The organism is Erwinia papayae (assembly GCF_058241465.1).
In genome coordinates this window covers 1,536,698-1,560,795 of the sequence record NZ_JBZCHT010000013.1, presented here as the reverse complement: position 1 = coordinate 1,560,795, position 24,098 = coordinate 1,536,698, and the positions used below count along the sequence as shown (strand labels likewise).

At 53.0% G+C, this 24,098-nt stretch carries 21 protein-coding genes; 1 reads left to right on the top strand and 20 read right to left on the bottom strand.

Annotated features, from left to right (window positions below; all coding sequences use genetic code 11):
- Positions 1 to 124: 124 nt before the first annotated feature.
- A complete protein-coding gene (gene secA / locus AC3RPL_RS23395; RefSeq protein ID WP_490741721.1) occupies positions 125 to 2,830 on the bottom strand; it encodes a preprotein translocase subunit SecA in 2,706 nt (901 codons plus the stop codon).
- Positions 2,831 to 2,898: 68 nt separating this feature from the next.
- Positions 2,899 to 3,405 (bottom strand): secA translation cis-regulator SecM, encoded by a 507-nt coding sequence (gene secM / locus AC3RPL_RS23390; RefSeq protein ID WP_490741720.1) that lies wholly within the window; start codon positions 3,403 to 3,405, stop codon positions 2,899 to 2,901.
- Positions 3,406 to 3,426: 21 nt separating this feature from the next.
- On the opposite strand from secM, the gene AC3RPL_RS23385 reads away from it, so the two are divergent.
- Complete coding sequence (locus AC3RPL_RS23385; RefSeq protein ID WP_490741719.1) at positions 3,427 to 3,936, top strand: DUF721 domain-containing protein; 510 nt, start codon at positions 3,427 to 3,429, stop codon at positions 3,934 to 3,936.
- Between the two features lie 7 nt (positions 3,937 to 3,943).
- Here AC3RPL_RS23385 and lpxC read toward each other — a convergent pair whose 3' ends face one another.
- The 18 genes from lpxC to ilvN form a co-directional block, all read right to left on the bottom strand.
- Entirely contained in the window at positions 3,944 to 4,861 is a 918-nt protein-coding gene (gene lpxC / locus AC3RPL_RS23380) for a UDP-3-O-acyl-N-acetylglucosamine deacetylase (RefSeq protein WP_034936341.1), read from the bottom strand.
- 101 nt (positions 4,862 to 4,962) lie between these two features.
- Positions 4,963 to 6,117, bottom strand: a complete 1,155-nt coding sequence (gene ftsZ, locus AC3RPL_RS23375; protein WP_034936342.1) for a cell division protein FtsZ — start codon at positions 6,115 to 6,117, stop codon at positions 4,963 to 4,965.
- A 70-nt stretch (positions 6,118 to 6,187) separates the two neighbouring features.
- Positions 6,188 to 7,444 (bottom strand): cell division protein FtsA, encoded by a 1,257-nt coding sequence (ftsA, locus tag AC3RPL_RS23370; RefSeq protein WP_490741718.1) that lies wholly within the window; start codon positions 7,442 to 7,444, stop codon positions 6,188 to 6,190.
- On the bottom strand, positions 7,441 to 8,280 hold the full coding sequence (gene ftsQ, locus AC3RPL_RS23365) for a cell division protein FtsQ (RefSeq protein WP_490741717.1): 840 nt from the start codon (positions 8,278 to 8,280) through the stop codon (positions 7,441 to 7,443). The genes ftsA and ftsQ overlap by 4 nt, the downstream gene beginning before the upstream one ends.
- Before the next feature lies 1 nt (position 8,281).
- Positions 8,282 to 9,202, bottom strand: coding sequence for a D-alanine--D-alanine ligase (locus AC3RPL_RS23360; RefSeq protein WP_490741716.1), 921 nt, complete (start codon positions 9,200 to 9,202; stop codon positions 8,282 to 8,284).
- On the bottom strand, positions 9,195 to 10,670 hold the full coding sequence (murC, locus tag AC3RPL_RS23355; protein WP_490741715.1) for a UDP-N-acetylmuramate--L-alanine ligase: 1,476 nt from the start codon (positions 10,668 to 10,670) through the stop codon (positions 9,195 to 9,197). Before murC ends, AC3RPL_RS23360 begins: the two co-directional genes overlap by 8 nt.
- Positions 10,671 to 10,852: 182 nt before the next feature.
- On the bottom strand, positions 10,853 to 11,911 hold the full coding sequence (gene murG / locus AC3RPL_RS23350; protein ID WP_490741714.1) for an undecaprenyldiphospho-muramoylpentapeptide beta-N-acetylglucosaminyltransferase: 1,059 nt from the start codon (positions 11,909 to 11,911) through the stop codon (positions 10,853 to 10,855).
- A complete protein-coding gene (gene ftsW, locus AC3RPL_RS23345) occupies positions 11,908 to 13,122 on the bottom strand; it encodes a cell division protein FtsW (protein WP_490742123.1) in 1,215 nt (404 codons plus the stop codon). The genes murG and ftsW overlap by 4 nt, the downstream gene beginning before the upstream one ends.
- Complete coding sequence (murD, locus tag AC3RPL_RS23340) at positions 13,122 to 14,438, bottom strand: UDP-N-acetylmuramoyl-L-alanine--D-glutamate ligase (RefSeq protein ID WP_490741713.1); 1,317 nt, start codon at positions 14,436 to 14,438, stop codon at positions 13,122 to 13,124. Before murD ends, ftsW begins: the two co-directional genes overlap by 1 nt.
- A gap of 2 nt (positions 14,439 to 14,440) precedes the next feature.
- The gene (gene mraY / locus AC3RPL_RS23335) at positions 14,441 to 15,523 is read right to left on the bottom strand and encodes a phospho-N-acetylmuramoyl-pentapeptide-transferase (protein WP_034936358.1); all 1,083 of its coding nucleotides are present in this window, start codon (positions 15,521 to 15,523) and stop codon (positions 14,441 to 14,443) included.
- Positions 15,517 to 16,878 carry a UDP-N-acetylmuramoyl-tripeptide--D-alanyl-D-alanine ligase gene (murF, locus tag AC3RPL_RS23330; RefSeq protein WP_490741712.1) on the bottom strand — a complete coding sequence of 454 codons (1,362 nt, stop codon included), beginning with the start codon at positions 16,876 to 16,878 and terminating at the stop codon, positions 15,517 to 15,519. Before murF ends, mraY begins: the two co-directional genes overlap by 7 nt.
- Positions 16,875 to 18,362 carry a UDP-N-acetylmuramoyl-L-alanyl-D-glutamate--2,6-diaminopimelate ligase gene (murE, locus tag AC3RPL_RS23325; protein ID WP_490741711.1) on the bottom strand — a complete coding sequence of 496 codons (1,488 nt, stop codon included), beginning with the start codon at positions 18,360 to 18,362 and terminating at the stop codon, positions 16,875 to 16,877. The genes murF and murE overlap by 4 nt, the downstream gene beginning before the upstream one ends.
- Positions 18,349 to 20,121, bottom strand: coding sequence for a peptidoglycan glycosyltransferase FtsI (locus AC3RPL_RS23320; RefSeq protein ID WP_490741710.1), 1,773 nt, complete (start codon positions 20,119 to 20,121; stop codon positions 18,349 to 18,351). Before AC3RPL_RS23320 ends, murE begins: the two co-directional genes overlap by 14 nt.
- Before the next feature lie 8 nt (positions 20,122 to 20,129).
- Positions 20,130 to 20,450, bottom strand: coding sequence for a cell division protein FtsL (gene ftsL / locus AC3RPL_RS23315; RefSeq protein ID WP_034936365.1), 321 nt, complete (start codon positions 20,448 to 20,450; stop codon positions 20,130 to 20,132).
- Positions 20,447 to 21,388 carry a 16S rRNA (cytosine(1402)-N(4))-methyltransferase RsmH gene (gene rsmH, locus AC3RPL_RS23310; protein WP_490741709.1) on the bottom strand — a complete coding sequence of 314 codons (942 nt, stop codon included), beginning with the start codon at positions 21,386 to 21,388 and terminating at the stop codon, positions 20,447 to 20,449. Before rsmH ends, ftsL begins: the two co-directional genes overlap by 4 nt.
- A 2-nt stretch (positions 21,389 to 21,390) precedes the next feature.
- Positions 21,391 to 21,849 carry a division/cell wall cluster transcriptional repressor MraZ gene (gene mraZ, locus AC3RPL_RS23305; protein ID WP_490741708.1) on the bottom strand — a complete coding sequence of 153 codons (459 nt, stop codon included), beginning with the start codon at positions 21,847 to 21,849 and terminating at the stop codon, positions 21,391 to 21,393.
- Positions 21,850 to 22,394: 545 nt separating this feature from the next.
- The gene (cra, locus tag AC3RPL_RS23300; protein ID WP_490741707.1) at positions 22,395 to 23,405 is read right to left on the bottom strand and encodes a catabolite repressor/activator; all 1,011 of its coding nucleotides are present in this window, start codon (positions 23,403 to 23,405) and stop codon (positions 22,395 to 22,397) included.
- A gap of 199 nt (positions 23,406 to 23,604) precedes the next feature.
- On the bottom strand, positions 23,605 to 24,096 hold the full coding sequence (gene ilvN, locus AC3RPL_RS23295; protein ID WP_034936372.1) for an acetolactate synthase small subunit: 492 nt from the start codon (positions 24,094 to 24,096) through the stop codon (positions 23,605 to 23,607).
- Between the last annotated feature and the right edge of the window lie 2 nt (positions 24,097 to 24,098).

Below are 24,098 nucleotides of genomic sequence, written 5' to 3'. Positions count from 1 at the left end.
GATAACAAGCCAGAATTATCCTTTGCCAGCAGATGTAAAACATAACGCTTCGGAACCTGCTGTTATGCTGGCAATAAAAAAGGCCGGGAATATCCCCAGCCCTTTTTTACTTTAAGCGTAATGATTATGCCAGACGCCCATGACACTGCTTATATTTCTTACCTGAACCGCAAGGACAGGGATCGTTACGGCCAATTTTACGTTCTCCACCCTGTTCTGCCAGGGCCGCAGCTGCTTCTGTTTCAGAGTCCACGTGACTTAATTGCTGCTGCTGGGCCAGACGTTCAGCTTCTTCACGACGCTGTTCTTCCATCGCTTCCACTTCTTCCGGCATACGCACCTGAACTTTACTCAGGGTGCTAATCACTTCATATTTCAGTGATTCCAGCATTGCTGCAAACATGGCAAAAGATTCGCGTTTGTACTCTTGTTTAGGATCTTTCTGCGCATAACCACGCAGGTGGATACCCTGCCGCAGATAGTCCATCGCCGCCAGATGCTCTTTCCACAGGCTGTCCAGCGTTTGCAGCATCACGCCTTTTTCGAAGTTGCGCATCATCTCAATGCCGACAACTTCTTCTTTTTGCTGATACTGCTCTTTTGCCTGCTCCATAATGCGCTCACGCAAGGTTTCTTCGTGCAGCTCTGGCTCTTTGTCCAGCCATTCAGCAATTGGCAATTGCAGGTCAAAGTCGTTATTCAGACGCTCCTGCAAACCTGGCACATCCCACATTTCCTCCAGCGACTGCGGTGGAATATAGCTGTCGATGGTGGATTTAAACACGTCCTCACGGATGCTGATAATGGTTTCAGATACATCGGAAACGTCCAGCAATTCATTACGCTGTGTATAGATTGCACGGCGTTGATCGTTAGCCACATCATCATATTCCAGCAACTGCTTACGGATATCAAAGTTGCGGCTCTCAACCTTGCGTTGAGCATTGGCAATCGCCTTGGTCACCCACGGATGTTCGATAGCTTCACCAGGTTTCATCCCCAGTTTCCGCATCATATTGGTAACGCGATCTGAAGCAAAAATACGCATCAGGGCATCTTCCATCGACAGATAGAAACGGGAAGAACCGTTATCACCCTGGCGACCAGAGCGGCCTCGCAGCTGGTTATCAATGCGTCGTGATTCATGACGCTCAGTACCAATAATGTGCAGACCACCAGAAGCAAGCACCGCATCATGGCGAACTTTCCAGGCACTCTTGATAGCGTCAATCTGCTCGTCTGTTGGGTCTTCCAGTTCAGCGATCTCTGCCTGCCAGCTGCCACCCAACACGATATCCGTACCGCGACCTGCCATATTGGTGGCAATAGTGACAGCGGCGGGCTGACCCGCCTGGGCAACGATATCCGCTTCGCGGGCATGGAATTTAGCGTTCAGTACCGCATGTTTGATACCAGCACGAGTCAGCTCGGCAGAAACAACTTCAGATTTCTCAATGGAGATGGTGCCCACCAGTATGGGCTGACCGTTGGCGGTACGCTCTTTGATATCTTCAATGATCGCATCAATCTTCTCTTTTTCAGTCATATAGACCAAATCCGGTAGATCTTTACGCACCATCGGGCGGTTGGTAGGGACGACAATGGTTTCCAGTTTGTAAATCGAGCTGAATTCAAACGCCTCGGTGTCAGCCGTACCGGTCATCCCGGCCAGTTTGTTGTAAAGGCGGAAGTAGTTCTGGAAGGTAATGGAAGCCAGCGTCTGGTTTTCGTTCTGAATTTCCACACCTTCTTTTGCTTCCACCGCCTGATGCAAACCATCTGACCAGCGACGCCCCTGCATGGTACGGCCTGTGTGCTCATCAACAATGATCACCTCACCGTCTTTCACGATGTAATCCACGTCGCGGGTAAAGAGCACATGCGCACGCAAGGCCGCGGTGACGTGGTGCATCATCATGATATTGGCCGGGGAATAGAGCGATTCGCCCTCTTCCATGATGCCTTCACTGACCAACAGCTCTTCAATGGCGACCAGACCACGTTCAGTCAGATGCACCTGCCGGGCTTTCTCATCGACAGAGAAATGTCCTTCTCCCTGGAAAGTATCAGAGTCTTCTTTTTCCTGGCGAATCAGGCCCGGAATGATTTTGTTAACTTTGATATATAAACCTGAACTGTCTTCTGCCGGGCCAGAAATAATCAGCGGCGTACGGGCTTCATCTATCAGAATCGAGTCCACTTCATCCACCAGCGCATAGTTCAACTTGCGCTGTACACGCTCTTCCGGACTGAAGGCCATATTGTCGCGCAGGTAGTCAAAACCATATTCGTTGTTCGTACCGTAAGTGATGTCCGCAGCATAAGCTTCGCGCTTGGCTGGCGCGGGCATGCCAGGCAGGTTGATACCTATAGTCAGGCCGAGAAATTCAAACAATCCACGGTTGTTTTCAGCATCGCGCTGGGCAAGATAGTCGTTCACGGTGACCACATGGACGCCTTTACCACTCAATGCATTAAGGTAGGCAGGAAGCGTTGCCGTCAACGTTTTACCTTCACCGGTGCGCATTTCCGCAATGCAGCGATCGTTCAGCACCATGCCGCCCAGTAACTGGACATCAAAGTGACGCATCCCAAAAACGCGTTTGCTGGCCTCGCGAACGGTGGCAAAGGCTTCAGGGATCAGATTTTCAAGCACTCCCCCCTTTTCCAGCCGGGCACGAAATTCACTGGTTTTCGCTTTCAGTTCGTCATCGGACAGTTTTTCAAAGTCCGGTTCCATTTTGTTGATCTGATCAACGACTTTACGCATGCGGCGCAGCGTACGATCGTTACTGCTACCAAAAATTTTTGTTAATACTTTTATGAACATAGTTGATAAATTCTCTCAGCCACCGCATCAGCGGTGAAGCACTAAACTTTGGGTACATGAACAAAATCTTACGACAGGAGGCAGGCAGGTCCGGCACGAATGCCCTCAACCTGTGCCAGCCAGAGGCCAGTCTGCCAGACAGGTTTGATGGCAAGCTGATGAGGCTCAGTCTGGCGAATGATCGCAGGCGGTCTTTCTTCATGAGTCAGCAACGCATTGAGCGTGTCCAACAACGCAAGCTTTTGCACTTCCAGCGGTGTGCTCTGCTCAGTAGTTGGCTGATTTGCAGGCGTCAGGGAAAAAGAAAGGTGGCGGATAACAGTGCGAATAGCATGCTGATGCCAGTAGTCAACGACTGGGTTTTGCCGGCGAACACTCTCCTGGAGCAGCGCGAGGCGATCGACATGTACGCCAAAGCTGATATTCAGACTGCGGGAATGCGTATCTGCTAAAGTTGGCTGATCGCCACCAGCAACGTAGGGCAGACCAAAACTCGCCGCGACCATCCCCAACAGGAGATGCGGCCAGAAATAACGTCTGCCAAATTGTCGCCAACGATTTAGAATACCGATCACTGTTTTCCGCCGGAGCCTGCCATGCGCGATAGTCGCCCGCAATCAATTGAGAATTTATTCGAAGCAACAGAGGGCAAAGGAATGCTGGAATCCATTCAGCAAAGAGCGGTTGTGCTGAATAAGTTAAACCGTGCTGTGCAGGGTATTCTCCCTGCACAGCTGCATCCCTGGTGCCGCGTGGCGAATTTTCGCCAGGGTATTCTGGTGCTCGAAACGGCTAATGCCAACTGGATGATGCGTTTACGCTATGAGCAATCCAGCCTGCTGTCAGCTTTACGAGCGCAAATATTACCATCATTAACGGCAATCGACATCAGGATAAATCCATCGTTAGCCGCAAAAGGGCATGAAAACGTATATCAAAGCGACAAACAGTCTGATGAACCTGTAGCAGGGCGTAAGCTGAGTGAACAGAGTGCAGAAATGTTGAGGGAGATTGCCAGCAGAAGTCCGGAAAAACTGAAGAGAATTATAGAACGACTGGCTTCACTGGCCGGAGAGAGTACCAGCTCAACCAGTCGTAATAAATGATTCTGGCTTATGCCAGAACCAGGTCAGGTGCTCTGAAGGTAACTGGCAGTTCAGCTTCGTCTTCGAAGGTTGCCCATTCCCAGGCTTCCTGTTTAGCCAGCACGGCCTGCAACAGCTTGTTATTCAAAGCGTGGCCCGATTTGAACGCGGTAAATGCACCAATGATGTTATGACCACACATAAACAGGTCACCAATAGCATCCAGCATTTTATGACGAACAAATTCGTCTTCAAAGCGTAAGCCATCTTCATTAAGTACACGATAATCATCTACCACGATGGCACAGTCAAAACTACCACCAAGGCACAGTCCACGGGACTGCAACGCTTCGATATCACGCATAAAGCCAAAAGTACGGGCGCGGCTAATCTGACGTGCAAAGGATTCAGCAGAAAAGTCCATTCTGTAGCGTTGCGAACTGGAATCAATCGCCGGATGGTTAAAGTCGATTGTAAAATCCAACGTAAAACCATTATGCGGAGAGAGTTCAGCCCATTTGTCGCCATCTTCAACCCTGACAGGTTTTTTGATACGCACAAATTTTTTCGCGCTGTTCAGTTCTTCAATGCCTGCATCCATCAGCAGATAAATAAAGGGGGCTGCGCTGCCGTCCATAATAGGAATTTCAGGCGCGTTCACTTCCACCACGATATTATCAATGCCAAGACCTGCCAGTGCTGCATTCAGATGCTCGACCGTTGAAATACGCACGTCATGCTCATTAACCAGGCAAGTACAGAGCATGGTATCACGTACGGATTTAGCATCTGCCGGAAAATCAACCGGGGGATTCAAGTCAGTGCGGCGATAGATGACCCCGGTATTAGCCGGCGCAGGGCGTAGTGTCAGCGTGACTTTTTTGCCGGTATGCAAACCGACACCAGTCGTCTGAACGATACGTTTTAATGTCCGTTGTTTGATCATCGCTTTATCTCGCAAAATTACTCATCCGACCGCCAGTATATCTTACCAGCGGGCCAACACTTTAGCACAAAGAGCGGAGAATCCCAATTCTCAGGTAATTCTTAGTCCGCCTGCTTGCGCAGGAAGGCCGGAATATCCAGATAGTCAGGCTCTTTGTTTGATTGTGCACCCTGATCGTTAACCACCTTCGCCGCAGGTTTCTGCTCCTGAGGTAATGGAGTCATACCATGCTGCTGATAGCGATGGTCCATCACCGGCTGGCTCTGCTGCTTATTGGTCACCAGCGTGATTTCCGGACGTTTGTCCATGCCAATACCCGTAGCAACCACAGTAACCCGCAGCTCATCATTCATTTCCGGGTCCAGTGAAGTCCCGATAACTACAGTTGCATTGTCAGAAGCAAACGCGCGGATGGTGTTACCTACCGTTTCGAACTCATCCAGACGCAGGTCAAAACCAGCGGTGATGTTAACCAGAACACCACGAGCGCCAGACAGATCGATGTCTTCCAACAGTGGGCTGGAAATCGCCATTTCAGCCGCTTCTTCAGCACGATCTTCGCCACATGCGACGCCGGAACCCATCATGGCATAACCCATTTCAGACATTACCGTGCGGACGTCTGCAAAGTCGACGTTCATCAGACCAGGACGGGTGATCAGCTCCGCGATGCCCTGTACCGCGCCTTTCAGTACGTCGTTGGCCGCGCCAAACGCATCCAGCAGAGAGATACCACGACCCAATACTTTAAGCAGTTTGTCGTTAGGAATAGTGATCAGAGAATCCACATGCCTTGAGAGCTCGGCAATACCCTGCTCAGCAAAAGCCATGCGCTTTTTACCTTCGAAATTAAAAGGCTTGGTGACAACCGCAACCGTCAGGATACCTAAATCCTTCGCCACTTCTGCCACGACTGGCGCAGCACCTGTACCCGTACCACCGCCCATGCCGGCCGCGATAAACACCATGTCTGCACCTTCCAGTGCCTGACGCAGTGCTTCACGGTCTTCTTCAGCAGAATTGCGGCCCACTTCCGGGTTTGCACCGGCACCCAGACCTTTGGTGATCCCGTTGCCGATCTGGATAGTCTGGCCCACTGCTGTTTTACGCAATGCCTGGGCATCGGTATTAACAGCAAAGAATTCCACGCCTTCGATGCGCTCACGCACCATATGCTCTACGGCATTGCCGCCGCCGCCGCCGACGCCGATGACTTTAATCACCGCGTCATTGGTCAATTCCATAGGTTCAAACATAGTTTCTCTCCGTTATGTGCCTGTCGCCTGGAGATCATAAAAAAATCGGGCATGATCCCCTTTTTCAAAATCAAAATTCTTTTCTCAGCCAGCTGTTGATTCGTTTAAACCAGTTGCCCACTGAGACTCTTTTTTCTACATCTGCCTCACCGCTAAGATGAGACTCTTTTCCGTAGTGCAGTAAGCCAACCGCTGTTGAGTAGTATGGCTCCTGCGCGTAATCCGTTAATCCGGTAATGTTAAGCGGTTGTCCGATACGCACCTGGGTATGAAACACCCGCTGAGCACACGCCGCCAGGCCTTCAATCTGTGCCGCGCCGCCGGTCAGAACAATGCCAGCGGCCAGATGATGCTTTACGCCCTGCTGACGCAGTTGTTCCTGCAATTGCAGAATCTCGTCGTTCACCAGATTCAGAAGTTCGGTATAGCGAGGTTCTATCACCTCAGCCAGGGTCTGGCGCTGCAAACTTCTGGGGGGACGGCCCCCTACACTTGGCACTTCGACATTTTCGTCTTTACCAACGATAGAACCCAACGCGCAACCATGACGGACTTTGATTGCTTCGGCATCCGTTGGCGGTGTACCAAAAGCATAGGCAATATCGCTGGTCACCACATTGCCGGCATACGGGATCACTTTGGTATGGCGCAATGCTCCGCCAGTATAAACCGCAATATCCATGGTGCCGCCGCCAACATCAACCACGCAGACGCCCAGTTCACGTTCATCTTCCGTCAACACGGCAAGGCTTGCAGCCAGTCCGGCAAAAATGAGTTGGTCAACTTTCAGGCCACATCGTTCAACGGCTTTGACAATGTTTTTTGCCATATCGTTGTGGCAGGTGATCAGGTGCACTTTTGCCTGCATCCTGACGCCGGACAGACCAACAGGATTCTTAATCCCTTCCTGATAATCAATCGCATACTCTTGTGGAATGACATGCAGGATGCGGTGTTCATCACGCACACGAACGGATTTCGCCGTGTGAACGACATTTTCCACATCTTCCTGGGTCACTTCCTCTTCGGAAATAGGAACCATCCCTATTTCGTTCTGACAACTGATGTGTTTGCCAGATAATGCAAGGTATACCGACGAAATCTGGCAATCGGCCATCAACTCTGCCTGATCGATGGCCCTTTGCACGCACTTCACGACGGATTCCAGATCGTTTACACCGCCTTTATCCATCCCACGGGAAGGACAGCTGCCCACGCCGATAATGTTAACCATGCCATCGGGCAGAATTTCTCCTACTAAAGCGGCGACTTTTGCCGTGCCGATTTCGAGTCCAACTACCAGTTTTCTGTCCGTCGCCTTGATCATTGTTGTTTAACCTGTACCTGATTCTGTTGCTTGTTACCGTCAGCGTTCTGGATGAGTGGCGCCGCCCAACCTACTGCCGCACCGGCGTCATATCGTAGATCAACGTAACTGACACGTTTGTTTTCCGTCTGCGCCTGCTGCTGCAGCGTTGGGTTCAACTGAATAAAGCGTTGCAATCGCTTCATATCATCATTACGCCCTAACTCCAGACGAACGTCGTCTGATAGCACCAGTTGCCACGAACGCCGGGCGGTCATGGACGCTGCCTTCAGCTTAAATTTGCTGGCCGCCAGTAAATCACTCATCTGGTGATATCCGGTCAATACTTCTGATTCGCTGCCCTCCGGGCCATAAAGCCCAGGCATCGCTTCTTTACCGATAAAACTGGCTGGCACACTGAAGGATTTTCCCTGTGCATCAACCATATGCAGATCATTCCAGCGTGCGACCGGCACATATTCGACCAGATGAATTTTTAATTCGTCAGGCCACTGCTTACGCACACTCACCTGCTGGATCAACGGCAGGCGCTCAATCTGCTGCTGAATAACATCCACGTTCTGCGACATGAATGTACCGGGCGGCCCCAATGACAGAATCGCCTGGCGAATATCATCATGGCTGGTGTAATGCATCTGTCCTGTTACCACCAGCCTCGACAATGGCAAACGGGATGCATCATTCATCCACTTCACCACCACCAAACCTCCGGCCAGCATGACACCTAACACCAGCATCAGAAAAATGATGCCTGCCAGCCGCGTACCGTTACTTCGTCCTGAGCCCGCTTTTTTTTGCGCTTCACGGTTGCGAACATTCATTGCCGCCTGAGACATATCAGTCGGCCAGCTCCAGAATGCGGACAACAAGTTGCGAGAAGCTCATCCCCGCCTGCTTAGCCGCCATTGGCACCAGACTGTGGCTGGTCATGCCCGGCGACGTATTCACTTCCAGCAGGTAAAATGCGCCATCACCGCCCATCATCACATCAACGCGGCCCCAGCCAGTGCAACCCAGTGCCCGCCATGCCTTTAATACTATTTCGCTCAGTTCAGCTTCTTTTTCCACCGAAAGGCCACTTGGGCAGAAGTACTGAGTATCGTCAGAAAAGTATTTTGCTTCATAGTCATAGAACTCTGACGCTACCTGAATTTTGATTGAGGGCAGGATATCGTCGCCAATCACGCCAACGGTGTATTCAGGGCCACTGAGAAACGCTTCAACCAGCACTTCGTCATCGTGACGAAACGCTTCATCAAGTGCAGCCTCAAGGGCATCGGCCTGATTCACACGAGATATACCGACGCTGGAGCCTTCACTGCTCGGCTTAACAAACAGCGGCAGGCCCAACGCAGCGATTTGCGCCTGTGTTTCCGGGCTCAGGCCCACATCCCTCTGCTTACGGGTAATCGCCACATACGGCGAAACCGGCAGGCCACAGCCCTGCCAGAGATATTTGGTGCGCAGCTTGTCCATAGTGATCGCGGAAGCCATCACACCGCTGCCGGTGTAGGGGAGAGAAAGAAACTCCAGCACACCCTGCAGCGTACCGTCCTCACCGCCACGCCCATGCAGCGCGATAAAGGCTTTATTGAAGCCCTCTTCTTTCAGGCGTGATACCGGAAAGTCGCGGGTATCCACCGCATGCGCATCGATGCCTGCTTCTTTCAGACCCGCCAGCACGGCGTTTCCTGACATCAATGACACATCACGTTCGGCAGAGGTGCCACCCAGCAAAACTGCAACTTTATCAGCCATGATGATCCCCTTCATTGCCCTGCGGTTGTAACTTTTGATCGGCCAGCTTGCGGGCAATACGCCCAACGTTACCCGCCCCCTGGATCAGGATTAAATCGTTGCCATTCAGTTTTGGTGCCAGCATCTCCAGCACCGCATCATGGTCTGAAACCAGTATCGGATCGACCTTGCCTCGCCCCCGAATGGTTCGGCATAGCGAACGGCTGTCTGCGCCTGGTATCGGCGTTTCACCGGCAGAATAAACATCCAGCAGCAACAGCACGTCAACCTGCGACAGGACGTTGGCAAAATAATCATAAAGATCGCGGGTGCGGGTATAACGATGCGGCTGGAAAACCATCACCAACTGACGGTCCGGCCACCCGGCACGTGCAGCTTTAATAGTCGCATCCACTTCAGTTGGATGATGACCATAATCATCAACCAGCATCGCCGTACCTTCTGTCCCGTTGACGTCCTGCAACGGAAACTCACCGAGGAAGTCAAAACGACGGCCAGTTCCCTGAAAACTCTCCAGTGCACTGAGGATCTCATCATCATCAATGCCTTCTTCCGTCGCTACTGCCACCGCAGCTGCCGCGTTCAACGCGTTATGTCGGCCAGGCGCATTCAGCGTCACCCGCATTAACGGTTTGTCGTGACGGGCCAGGGTGAAGTGTCCCTGAGCGCCATGCTGCTCGTAGCTGGCGATACGCACGTCTGCGTCTTCACTGAAGCCATAAGTCGTAATCTGCCTGCCAATACGTGGGATCAAATCGCGAATCACCGCATCGTCAACGCATAGCACGGCACGACCATAAAATGGCAGATTGTGCAGGAAGTTAATAAACGTCTGCTTCAGGTTCTCAAAGTCACCCTGATAGGTATCCATGTGATCGGCTTCAATGTTGGTGACAATCGCCACCATCGGCTGCAAATGCAAAAATGAGGCATCGCTCTCGTCCGCCTCTGCAATCAGATAACGGCTGCTGCCCAGCCGCGCATGTGTACCTGCCGCTTTAACCAGACCGCCATTCACAAAGGTCGGATCAAGCCCACCTTCCGCGTAAATGCTGGAAACCATCGCCGTGGTGGTGGTTTTACCATGCGTCCCTGCCACCGCAATGCCATGCCGAAAACGCATCAGCTCGGCCAGCATTTCTGCCCGACGGATTACCGGGATACGCGCCTCACGAGCCGCGATAATTTCCGGGTTATCCTGTGAAACCGCCGTAGAGACCACCACCACGCTGGCGTCACTGACATTTTCAGGACGATGGTTGAAATAGATAGTCGCCCCGAGATTAGTCAAATGACGGGTCACCGCATTCGGTGCCAGATCTGAACCACTGATTTCATACCCTTCATTGGCCAACACTTCGGCAATACCGCCCATGCCAGCACCGCCGATGCCGACAAAGTGAATGTGCCGAACGCGACGCATCTCGGGCACGATAGAACGCAGTTTTGCCAGTTGTTGTGTATTCATCTCTTCTGCCTGTCGGTATCCCTTAACCTTTCTCCTTGCCGGAAGTTCAGCTGACTTAAGGCCTCTGTTACTCAGTTAAGTTAGTAACGGGCTAAGTTGCCGTTTTCCTGCAACAGGAAATTCATCGGGATACATCTTGTATAACCATTCGGGGTCGGCCAGGCCAACCCGCTCTGTTCTGTTTACAGCGCGGCTCTGACTACTTCCGCTGCAACCCGTTCGGTTGCGTCAGGGATAGCCACCGCCCGTGCTTTTTCTGCCATGTTCAGTAACGCTGGACGATCCCATCCGGCCAGCGTTTCCGCCACAACCTCCGCAGTAAACTGCGGTTGTTCGTAAATTTTTGCTGCACCCGCTTTTTCCAGCGGCAGTGCATTCCAGTACTGTTGGCGATCTTTATGTTGGAATGGCACAAAGATAGCGGGTAAACCAGCAGCGGCCACCTCACTGACTGTCAGTGCCCCAGAGCGACAGACCACCACATCAGCCCAGGCGTAAGCCGCCGCCATATCGTCAATAAATTCTGTCACCTTATGTCCGGGCAGGTTCAGTTGCTGATAAGCCTGGTTAAGGCTCCCGGCAGCCCCTTTCCCTGACTGGTGCCATAAGTTGATTTTGTCACCCAGCTTAGCTGCAACCTGTGGCATGGTCTGGTTAAGCACCCGGGCACCCTGGCTCCCCCCCACCACCAGAACCCGAATCGGACCGGTGCGGCCAGCCAGACGCACTTCAGGCAGGGGCAGCGCCAGCACGTCGGTTCTGACCGGGTTCCCCACCACTTCTGCATCCGGGAAAGCGCCAGGAAAGGCCTGCATGACTTTTTTGGCTATTCTGGCAAGCCATTTGTTGGTTAACCCGGCGATGCCGTTCTGCTCATGCAGTACCACCGGCACCCCACTGCTCCAGGCTGCCAGACCGCCGGGACCCGATACATAGCCGCCCATGCCCAGCACCACATCGGGCTGCCAGCGCCTGATGATAGCTCTGGCCTGACATACCGCGCTGAAAATGCGCCAGGGGGCGGCGATTAATGCTTTTAATCCTTTGCCACGCAGACCGCTGATACGAATAAATTCAATATCTATCCCGTGCTTAGGAACCAGATCGGCTTCCATGCGATCCGCCGTGCCCAGCCAGCGCACCTGCCAGCCCTGAGCCATTAACTGGTGTGCCACAGCCAGGCCGGGAAAAACATGGCCTCCCGTGCCACCGGCCATCACCATCAGCCGTTTGCCTTTCATCGGCCGCTCCGTGTAAACGCCTGGGCTTTCGCCAGACGTGTTTCATAATCGATACGCAGTAAAAATACGATGGCTGTCGACATAATAATCAGACTGGAACCACCATAACTGATTAAAGGTAACGTCAGGCCTTTAGTCGGCAACATCCCAGCAGCCGCCCCGACATTAACCAGCGCCTGGAAGCTGAACCAGACGCCGATAGAGCAACCCAGAAAACCGGAAAAACGTTGGTCGATTTCCAGTGCGCGACGGCCAATGGACATCGCACGAAAAGCGACGAAGAATACCATCAGCAGCGCCAAAACCACACCGATATAACCCAGTTCTTCCCCGATAATGGAAAAGATAAAGTCGGTGTGTGCTTCCGGAAGATACTCCAGTTTTTGTACCGAATTGCCCAGCCCCTGCCCCCAGAATTCACCCCGTCCAAAAGCCATCAACGACTGCGTCAGCTGATAACCGCTGCCGAAGGGATCTTCCCAGGGGTTCCAGAAAGAGGTGACACGACGCATACGATAAGGCTCGGCGACGATCAGCAGACAGACGGCAAATATTCCGGAGCCGATAATCGCCAGAAACTGCCATAATTTTGCCCCTGCGAGAAACAGCATCGCCAGGGTAGTAACAAACAGTACCACCACGGTGCCTAAATCGGGCTGGGCCAGCAGCAGAACTGCCAGTACCACCATCACGCCCATCGGCTTACAGAATCCCCAAAAGTTGTTACGCACCTCATCTACCTTGCGCACCAGATAACTGGCGAGATAGCAGAACAGCGACAACTTAGAAAGTTCAGCAGGCTGGATGCGCAATGGTCCGAGTGCAATCCAGCGGGATGCACCGTTAACCGAGCTACCCACCACCAACACAATCAACAACATGACAATGGTTACCAGCAACATGATGTTGCTGTAGCGCTGCCAGAAATCCATTGGCACACGCAGCGTAACCAGCGAAATGCCCAACGCCAGCGCGATATAGAATGCATCGCGCTTGGCAAAATAGAAGGGATCGTCCGACAGACGCTGCCCGACGGGCATTGAGGCGGAGGTCACCATCACGAAACCAATAATCGCCAGCCCCAACGTCAGCCACAGCAGCGTGCGGTCGTAAAGCACCATTGAGGTCGCATCATTTTCACGCGACCCCATCACCCACTCTTTCAGGCGGTCAGACAGTCCGCCAGCAAGGCTCAGGCCTGGTATGCGTATCATCCCAGCTCCTTAGCGAGTTGCGTAAACACATCGCCGCGTTGCTCGAAGTTTTTGAACTGATCCAGGCTGGCGCAGGCCGGAGAAAGCAAAACAATATCGCCAGGCTGAACTTTTGCTGCAATCTGCGCCATCGCCTCTGCCATGGTTTCAGTTTGCACCGCTTTTTGCGGGGAAAGCTCAGCCAGCTCGGCGCCGTCGCGACCGAAGCAGTAAAGCTGCACGTTTGCAGCCTGCACGTATTGACTCAGCGGCGTGAAGTCAGCCGATTTACCGTCTCCGCCCAGCAGCAGCCAGAGTGTGCCTGACAGCTGTAATCCGCTTAGTGCTGCTTCGGTGCTACCCACATTGGTTGCTTTCGAATCATTAATCCAGCGCACACCATTATTTTCATGCGCAAGCTGGAAACGATGAGCCAGGCCGGTAAAAGTGGTCAACGCCTTCAGACTGGAGGTGCGCGGCAACCCGACAGCATCAGCCAGTGCAAGGGCAGCCAGCGCGTTGGTGTAATTATGCTGCCCGACCAGCGTCATCTCATCAGTATTGAGCACTTTCTCGCCATTGACTCTCAGCCAGATAGTGCCCTGCTGACGGTTAAGATGATAATCACCGACATCCACACCATAACTGACGCAGCGTTTATCCGCGCCACGAACGGGCATAGTCATCGCGTCATCGGCATTGACCACACAGACCCTGGCCTGCTCGTAAATACGCAGTTTTGCTGCCCGATACTGCTGCATGCCCAACGGATAGCGATCCATGTGATCTTCAGTGACGTTAAGAATTGTTGCTGCTGCGGCCTTCAGGCTGGAGGTGGTTTCCAACTGGAAACTGGAAAGCTCCAGCACATACAGCTGTGCCTGTTGTTCCAGCAGCATCAGCGCAGGCAGACCAATATTACCGCCCACACCAACCTGCCAGCCGGCGGCTTTCGCCATCTCGCCCACCAGCGTCGTCACCGTACTCTTACCGTTTGAGCCGGTAATGGCGACAACCGGAGCCTGAGCTTCGCGGCAAAACAGTTCTATATCACCGATGATTTCAACCCCGGCATCGGCGGCATCCATCAGCGAAGGATGCGCAAGCGACATCCCCGGACTGGCTATAATCAGGTCGGCAGCGAGCAGCCAGCGGTCGTTAAGTGAACCCAGCCAGCACTCCACACTATTGGGCAGCTTGTTCAGCCCTGGCGGCACGACACGGGTATCCATCACACGTGGTGTTACGCCACGTGCTAAAAAGAAATCAACACAGGAGAGACCGGTCAGCCCCAACCCGATGATGACGACTTTTTTACCCTGATAGTCAGCCATAGTTACCGTACCTTCAGCGTTGCAAGGCCAATCAGCACCAGCATCAGTGAAATGATCCAGAAGCGCACAATCACCCTGGGTTCAGGCCAGCCTTTCAGTTCGTAATGATGATGGATTGGAGCCATGCGGAAAATGCGCTGACCACGCAGTTTGAAGGAACCCACCTGTAAAACCACCGACAGGGTTTCCACCACAAAGACGCCGCCCATGATCACCAGCAAAAATTCCTGACGCAGCAGGACGGCGATGGTCCCGAGGGCCCCCCCGAGCGCCAGCGAGCCGACGTCGCCCATGAATACCTGTGCCGGATAGGTGTTGAACCACAAAAAGCCAAGGCCGGCACCGACAATAGCGGTGCAGACAATCACCAGTTCGCCCGCGTGGCGCAGATAGGGAATATGCAGATATTCAGCAAATTTCACGTTACCCGTAGCCCAGGCCACTAATGCAAAACCCGCCGCGACAAATACGGTAGGCATGATAGCAAGGCCATCAAGGCCATCGGTCAGGTTAACTGCGTTGCCGGTGCCGACAATAACGAAATAGGCTAATACCACATAGAACAAGCCCAGTTGCGGCATGATGTCTTTGAAGAACGGCACCACCAGCTGGGTGGCAGGCGTATCATAACCTGCTGCGTATAGCGCAAATGCCACCCCCAGCGAGATAACCGACATCCAGAAATACTTCCAGCGCGCAATCAGCCCCTTCGTATCTTTGCGTACCACCTTGCGGTAATCATCGATAAAACCAATGATGCCAAAGCCGATCAGTACAAACAGCACACACCAGACATAAGGGTTTGAGGGATAGGCCCACATCAGCACGGAAACGGTGATGGAAAACAGGATCATAATCCCGCCCATCGTTGGTGTGCCGCGTTTGCTGAAATGTGACTCAGGACCGTCGTTACGCACCACCTGACCAAAAGACATCTCCTGGAGACGGGCAATCATGCGCGGGCCCATCCATAAAGAGATGAACAGTGCTGTCAGCAGGCTGACGATGGCCCTGAACGTCAGATACGAAAAGACGTTAAAGCCAGAATATAAAGCGACCAAATGTTCGGCCAGCCAGACTAACATGTACCTTTCTCCTGTAAGCTTTGTACCACCTGCTCCATGGCAGCACTACGTGAACCTTTGACCAGAATGGTGATTGAGGCGTGTTGAGACAGCAGTGCCCTGAGTCGGGCGGTCAGCGCGGTTTTATCATTAAAGTGCTCGCCGACTCCGCTGGCATCGCTGAGCAATTGACTTAATATCCCCACGCTCAGAACTTTATCCAGCCCTGCCAGACGTGCAGCCTCTCCCACCTGGCGGTGGCATGCTTCAGCTTCATCGCCCAGTTCGGCCATATCACCCACAACCATCACCCGGTAGCCTGGCATTTCAGCCAGCACCTGCGCTGCCGCCGTCATGGATCCCACATTGGCATTGTAACTGTCATCCAGCAGCAGCTTGCCCTGCGCCAGCTGCACGGGAAAAAGACGGCCTGCAACGGCTTTCAGACTGGACAAGCCCTGCCGGATAGCGCTGAGTGGCGCACCGACGGATAGAGCCAGCGCCGCTGCCGCCAGTGCGTTGGCCACATTGTGTCGTCCCGGCAACGGCAACTGGACGGTGATACGTCCGGCTGGCGTGGTCATCACAAATTGCGTACCCTCGCCGTTTACCGCAATCTCACTGGCATTAAACTCACAGTCGGCATTTGCTTTCGCAGAGAAACGCCAGACATGCTTGTCATGCAACATGCTCTGCCAGTGTGGCCAGTCATGACTGTCAGCATTGATAATCGCCGTACCATCAGCAGGCAAACCCTGAAAAATTTCGCCTTTTGCTTTCGCCACGCCAGCCAGCGAGCCAAACCCTTCCAGATGAGCTGCCGCAAGATTATTCACCAGGGCGGCCTCAGGGCGGGCAAGGTCCGTCGTCCAGGCGATTTCCCCCTGATGATTAGCACCCAGTTCAATCACTGCATACTGATGATGTGCCGTCAGGCGCAGTAAAGTCAGAGGTACACCGATATCGTTATTCAGGTTCCCGGCGGTATAAAGGGTTTCACCGCATTCGCGAAGGATAGCGGCAGTCATCTCTTTTACTGAGGTTTTGCCTGAGGATCCGGTCAGCGCAACCACCCTGGCCGTCGATTGCCGACGAACCCAGCCCGCCAGTTGTCCCAGTGCGATGCGGGTATCCGCTACCACCACCTGAGGCACGGCAATGGGTAAGTGCTTGCTGACTAATGCAGCGGTGGCACCGGCGGTCAGGGCATCAGCAATGAAGTCATGCGCATCAAAACGTTCGCCTTTCAGAGCAATGAACAGGCAACCCGCGCTGACCTTACGTGTGTCAGTGGTCACTTCAGCAAAAGTCAGGTTGCCACCGAAGAGCTCGCCACCGGTCAGTTCTGCCAGAGTTTGTAGTGAAAGCGCAATCATGCCACCACCCCCAGCAATCCGGCGACGGTCAGCCGATCGGAATAGTCCAGACGCTGGTTGCCGATAATCTGATAATCTTCATGACCTTTGCCAGCCACCAGCACAATATCACCCTCCTGCGCCTGCATGACGGTGTGAGTAACCGCTTGTACACGGCCCGGCATCACGCGGGCACGCCCTGCGTCCAGCAGGCCAGTGAGCACATCGGCCACGATAGCCGCCGGATCTTCGCTGCGTGGATTGTCATCGGTGATCACCACCACATCGGAAAACTGTTCGGCAATGGCCCCCATCAATGGACGCTTACCTTTGTCACGATCGCCACCACAACCAAATACGCACCAGAGTTGCCCGTTGCAGTGCAGACGTGCAGCGGATAGCGCTTTTTCCAGGGCATCCGGTGTATGAGCATAATCAACCACCACGGTTGGCTTGCCTGGCGCAGTAAATACTTCCATTCGCCCTGTCACCGGTTGCAGATGGTTACTGGTAGCAATCAGCGCAGCGAGGGGATAACCCAGAGCGAGCAGCGTCGCCAGCGCAATCAGCAGATTGCTGACGTTAAATGCCCCCATCAGGCGGCTCTCGATAACGCCCGGCCCCCAACTGGAGTTGAATTCTATCGTTGCGCCATTGTCATGGAAATTGACATCTGTGGCTGTCAGCCAGCGGCCACGACAGCCCGGCTGGAGACGGTTTTCCATACTCACCGCCACGGCATCAGGCAGCTTTTGCAGCCAGCGGAAGCCGGTTTCATCATCCGCATTGATAATTGTCTGACCGATCTGATGTTCAGAAAACAGTAGCCATTTGGCATTTTCATAGCGGGTCATATCGCCGTGGTAATCCAGATGATCACGACTGAGATTAGTAAAGGCGGCGGCGGCAAAGGGTAACGCAGCAACACGATGCTGCACGAGGCCGTGGGAAGAGACCTCCATTGCTGCCAGCGTAGCCCCCTGTTCGACCAGGGTGCTTAACGTATGCTGAACGTCAACCGCTGAACCGGTGGTATTTTCGGCCGGGGCCAGATGACCATACAGACCATTCCCCACCGTGCCCATCACGGCTCCCGTCTCGCCCAGCAATTGCGCCCACTGGGCGAGCAGTTGCGTGGTTGTGGTCTTGCCGTTAGTACCGGTGACACCAACCAGACGTAATTTTTCTGCGGGTTGTTGATAAAAACGCCCCGCCAACGCAGAGAGACGCTGAGCAAGCTGAGTCAGGTAAATGACCGGCACGCCATGTACTTCTTTAATTTCACCGTCCTGCGCTTCACCTTCTGCTTCAGCAATGATCGCCGCCACGCCCTGAGCAACAGCCTGCGGAATAAAACGACGCCCATCCACCGCGTGGCCTTTTATCGCCACAAACAGATCGCCAGACGCTGCCAGTCGGCTGTCCAGTATCATTTCACGCAGCAGCCGTTCCGGCGCATCAGCCACCCACGGAGCCAGTAAGTTGCGCAGATTACGATCTGTCACTTGAAGCCTCACTTCTGTTTTGTACTATCTCGTTTTTATCACCCTGAGGCGCTGGCAGCGGCAGTGCATCAGGTTCAATGTTCATCGTGCGTAAAACGCCGCCCATAATGGCGCCAAATACCGGGGCAGAAACGGCACCGCCATAATATTTGCCTGCCTGAGGATCGTTAATTACCACCACTAACGCAAAACGAGGGCGGCTCGCCGGGGCCACACCAGCGGTATAGGCAATATATTTGTTAACGTATTTACCGTCCGGGCCGACTTTCTTGGCCGTACCGGTTTTAATCGCGATGCGATAGCCTTTAATCGCCGCCTTCACCCCGCCGCCGCCGGGCAATGCCACGCTTTCCATCATGTGCATCACCGTGCGCACCACGTCTTCAGAAAAAACGCGCTGCCCTGCTACGGGAGGATCGACTTTAGTGATCGACAGCGGGCGATACATGCCATAGCTGCCTATCGTTGCGTAGACTCGCGCTAACTGTAACGGTGTTACCATCAGCCCGTAGCCAAAAGAGAAGGTGGCCCTCTCTATGTCAGACCACCGTTGTTTTTGAGGATATAAGCCACTACTTTCTCCGACCAACCCCAAATTGGTCGCCTTACCCAGTCCAAAGTGCGTGTAAGTTTCTACCAGCGCTGAGGACGGCATCGCTAACGCCAGCCTGGAAACGCCGACGTTACTCGATTTTTGCAAAACCCCGGTCAGGGTCAACTCATTGTAACGGGCCACGTCTTTGATTTCGTGACCATTAATCCGGTATGGAACGGTATTCAGCACGCTGTTTTCTTTTACCACACCACGCTGTAACGCGGTCATCACTACCATCGGTTTTACCGTAGAACCCGGCTCAAAGATGTCAGTGATCGCCCGGTTCCGCATCACATCTTTGGTGGTGTTGGTCAGGTTATTGGGGTTGTAGGCCGGACTATTGGCCATCGCCAGCACTTCACCGGTATTCACATCCACCAGCACCGCCGTACCGGATTCTGCTTTATTAAAAGCCACGGCATTGTTCAGTTCGCGATATACCAACGCCTGTAAGCGCTCATCGATACTCAGCGCAAGGTTATGGGCCGCACGGCTGTCAACAGAAGAGATATCTTCAATCACCCGACCATTGCGATCGCGGCGTACGGTGCGCTCACCCGGCTGTCCGGTCAGCCATTTGTCAAAGCTTTTTTCAACGCCTTCAATGCCCTGGCCATCAATGTTGGTAAAGCCAATCAGGTGCGAGGTTACCTGCCCGGCCGGGTAGTAACGCCGTGACTCTTCACGCAGATTGATACCGGGAAGCTTAAGCTTTTTAACGTAATCACCAATGGCAGGATTGACCTGACGGGCAAGATAAACAAAGCGGCCTTTGGGATTGGCATTGACCCGTGCTGCCAGTTGATCAAGAGGAATGGAGAGGGCATCTGACAGTGCTTTCCAGCGGCTGTCCAGCGTGATCCCCCCCTTGTCGTGAAGTTCTTTCGGATCGGCCCAGACTGCATTGACAGGGACGCTGACCGCCAGAGGACGTCCGGCACGGTCGGTAATCATCCCGCGTGAAGTGGGTACAGCCTGTACACGCAAGGAGCGCATATCGCCTTCACGAACCAGCTTATCGGGATTAATAATCTGCAAATAGGCGACACGCGCCAGCAATCCCAGTAACGCCAGCAGGATGCAGCCACAAAGCAACGCAAAACGCCAGCTGACAAAGCTGGCCTGATTTTCCGGGCGTTTTAACTTCATGGCGACAATTTTCATTCAGTCTCTTATGGCTGTACCACTATATTTTCCTGCGATGGATCAACATGCTGCATTTGCAGTTTCTCCGTCGCCGTTCTCTCTACCCGGCTGTGATCGCCAAGGGCATTCTCTTCCAGAATCAGATTTCGCCATTCAATATCCAGCGCATCACGCTCCAGCACCAGTTGCTCACGCTGTGCGGTCAGCAAACGGGTTTTGTGCGCGGTGGTGACCACCAGAACCGACGAAACCAACACCGCTACCGCCAGGATGACCGGAATCTTGCCGTGACGCAGCAAATCGCTGGCAATAACACCGGGTAAACTGTGACGCTCATTGCCAATCATGACGCGGTCCTTTCAGCTATACGCAACACCGAGCTACGCGCTCTGGGATTTTCTGCCACTTCTGCATCACCGGGCATCATTTTGCCTGCCACTTTCAGCTGCCGACCGCCTAACTGGCTGAGCTGCGCTTCGGTCATCGGCAAGCCTGCCGGTACTTGTGGACCGCGGCTTTGTTCACGCATAAAGCGTTTCACAATGCGATCTTCCAGCGAGTGAAAGCTGATCACCGACAAACGTCCTGAAGGTGCCAGCGCCGTCAGCGCCCCTTGCAGAGCCTGTTCAATCTCTTCCAGCTCACTGTTAATCCAGATACGAATCGCCTGGAAACTGCGGGTCGCCGGGTGCTTAAATTTGTCCTTCACCGGCGTGGCGTTGTAAATCACTTCCGCCAGCTCTTTCGTACGTGTCATCGGCTGCTCGCGGTTACGCTGCACAATGGCATGAGCGATACGTTTGGCAAATCGCTCCTCTCCGAAGGTTTTCAGTACAAAAGCAATATCGTGCTCTTCGGCCTTGAGTAACCACTCCGCAGCCGATAATCCTTTAGTCGGATCCATACGCATATCCAGCGGTCCGTCACGCATAAACGAAAAACCGCGCTCTGCGTCATCCAGCTGTGGCGAGGAAACCCCCAAATCCAGCAAAATGCCAGCCACTTTCCCGGTCAGTCCGCGCGCTTCTACATAGTCAGCCAGCGCGGAAAAAGGGCCATGAATAATGGTAAAGCGTGGATCGGTAATTTCAGCAGCGGCGGCAATCGCTTGCGGATCGCGGTCAATAGCATAAAGCCGACCCTGTTCTCCCAGCTTTGCCAGAATCAAACGTGAATGGCCACCCCGGCCAAAAGTGCCATCGATGTAGATGCCGTCGGGTTGAATATTGAGCGCGTTAACTGCCTCGTCCAACAGCACCGTGGTATGTTTAAAATTTTCCTGCATAGCTATAACGACAAGTCCTGCAAACGCTCAGATAACGGTTCCTGAGTCGACTGCTCTGCGTCAATATCTTCCCTGACTTGTTGATACCAGGTCTGTTCATCCCACAATTCAAGTTTATTGAACTGCCCAACCAGCATCACTTCTTTGCTCAGTCTGGCGTGCTGGCGCAGCGTGTTCGCTACCAGCAGTCGACCAGCATTATCCATCTGACATTCACTGGCATGTCCAAGCAACAGGCGCTGAACACGGCGCTCTGCGGGGTTCATGCTGGATAAACGAGCCAGTTTGCGCTCAATAATTTCCCATTCAGGCAGGGTGTAAAGCAGCAGGCATGGCTGGTGGAGGTCAATGGTGCACACCATTTGCCCCTGTGATTCCCCGATCAGCGTTTCGCGATAGCGCGTAGGTACGGCAAGCCGCCCCTTGCTGTCGAGATTGACTAACGTTGCTCCACGGAACATGCCAGCCTCACCCTCCAGTTACCCTCTTTCACCACTTTCCACCACAAATTCCCACCAAAGGAGTTTACGGAGCGAAGGAAAACATTGTCAAGCCGCAGCAGGCGTCGAATAGGATTATTTCTTAACAGGTAAAAACGCAGATAAGTTTTAAAAACTACGATTTACCAGGGAGTTTAAAAATAAACTAATGAATAGTGACAGGAATTTCTGTGGGAATTTAACATTGCTCAAAAATATGCCAGTTTTTCGCTACAAAAATTTTCAGCCTTACTCTACGTCGCGGGAGGCATTTTAAGGTATTTCCTAACAAAATCCCAGTCTGGCCGCGTTACGTCAGGCCTTGCCTCACAGGCTGCCCATGCAATTACCGTCATTCTGACGATTTATATATATAAAGTCAGGGCGCTGAACCTTTACTTTTATTTACTCATTTCAGAAAAAATTAATGCCAGCAATTGAAGATATTTATCAGCATCTTCTGGCAGATAAAAAAGAGGAGAGTTAAAAAAGGCAGATGGGATTATCTGCCTTTTTTAAGTAAATGATTAACTGTCGTGACGACTTAATCGGCCGCGATGATAAAGGTTGCGGCGAATGCGGGTTAAACCGGGTTTTGGTTTACGTGGTTCATCCAGACTGGCCAGCACCAGCTCAAGTACCCGCTCCGCCACGTCGCGATGGCGTTGCCCTACTGCCAGTACAGGACATTCAAGAAAGTCCAGCAGCTCATGATCGCCAAAGGTGGCAATAGCCAGATCCGTTGGCAGACGGCCTTCACGACGGAGAGCGACATCCATTACCCCCTGAAGCAGTCCGAAAGAAGTGGTGAACAACGCATCGGGCATCGGATTATTTTCCAGCCAGCTTTCAAATCTGGCCGCAGCGGCACTCCGTTCGAAACTGTTGGCATAGATAAATTCAATCTTACGGGTGTCATCCTTCCATGCCTGGCGGAAGCCCATTTCGCGTAAAAAGCTTACCGACAGCTCAGGCAACGCCCCTAAGAAAAGCACGCTTTCAACCGCCTGCTTACTCAGCTCCGCCGCCAGCATCTCTGAGTCGTCCTGGTCGGCACCCACCACACTGGTGAAATGTTCACGGTCCAGCGCGCGATCTAAAGCGATAATCGGCAATGGATCGTTGATCCAGCGCTGATAGAAAGGATGCTCTGGTGGCAGCGACGTGGAAACAATAATGGCATCAACCTGCCGTTGCAGCAGATGTTCAACGCAACGCATTTCGTTATCAGGCTGATCTTCCGAGCAGGCGATCAGTAGCTGATAGCCGCGTTGACGCGCCTGCCGCTCAAGATAATTAGCAATGCGGGTATAACTTGTATTCTCCAGGTCCGGAATCACAAGCCCAATCGAACGCGTTCGGCCGGCACGCAGACCTGCGGCAACCGCATTAGGATGGTAGTTATGCTCTCGCACCACTGCCATCACCTTCTCAACAGTTTTGTCGCTGACACGATACTGCCGCGCTTTACCATTAATAACGTAGCTGGCCGTCGTGCGCGATACACCGGCAAGGCGCGCAATTTCATCCAGTTTCACATTAAACTCCACGCTGGCACCGCGAAGGCGCAAAAAAATAGCCACGTTTTGGCTATGGATAAGTCATTTATTACATCTAACAGTAGATCAGATTGGTGAGCAACTGCTTTTATTTCTGGGCGGGGCTTTTCCAGCAAAAATAAAAAAAACCCGGCATTACGCCGGGTTAGCAGGGGTCAATGACAATCACCCGCAGGAATTATCGCATAATGCGATCGCCCCTGGAGACGCCAACAATTCCTGAACGGGCAACTTCAACAATTTCTGCCACTTCACGCACGGTATTTAAAAAGGCGTCGAGTTTGTCGCTGGTGCCAGCCAGCTGAACCGTATAAAGCGACGGAGTAACATCCACTATCTGACCACGGAAGATTTCTGCACTGCGCTTCACCTCTTCGCGACCATACCCCGTGGCCTGAATTTTCACCAACATGACTTCGCGTTCAACAAAGGCTCCCTGCCCCAGTTCGCTGACACGCAGCACGTCGACCAGTTTGTGCAGTTGCTTTTCGATCTGTTCCAGCACCTTTTGATCGCCGACGGTCTGAATCGTCATCCGCGACAAGGTCGGATCGTCAGTAGGGGCGACCGTTAAGCTTTCAATGTTATAGCCGCGCTGAGAAAACAGCCCCACAACGCGCGATAATGCGCCGGATTCGTTTTCCAGCAGTACCGATAAAACACGACGCATAA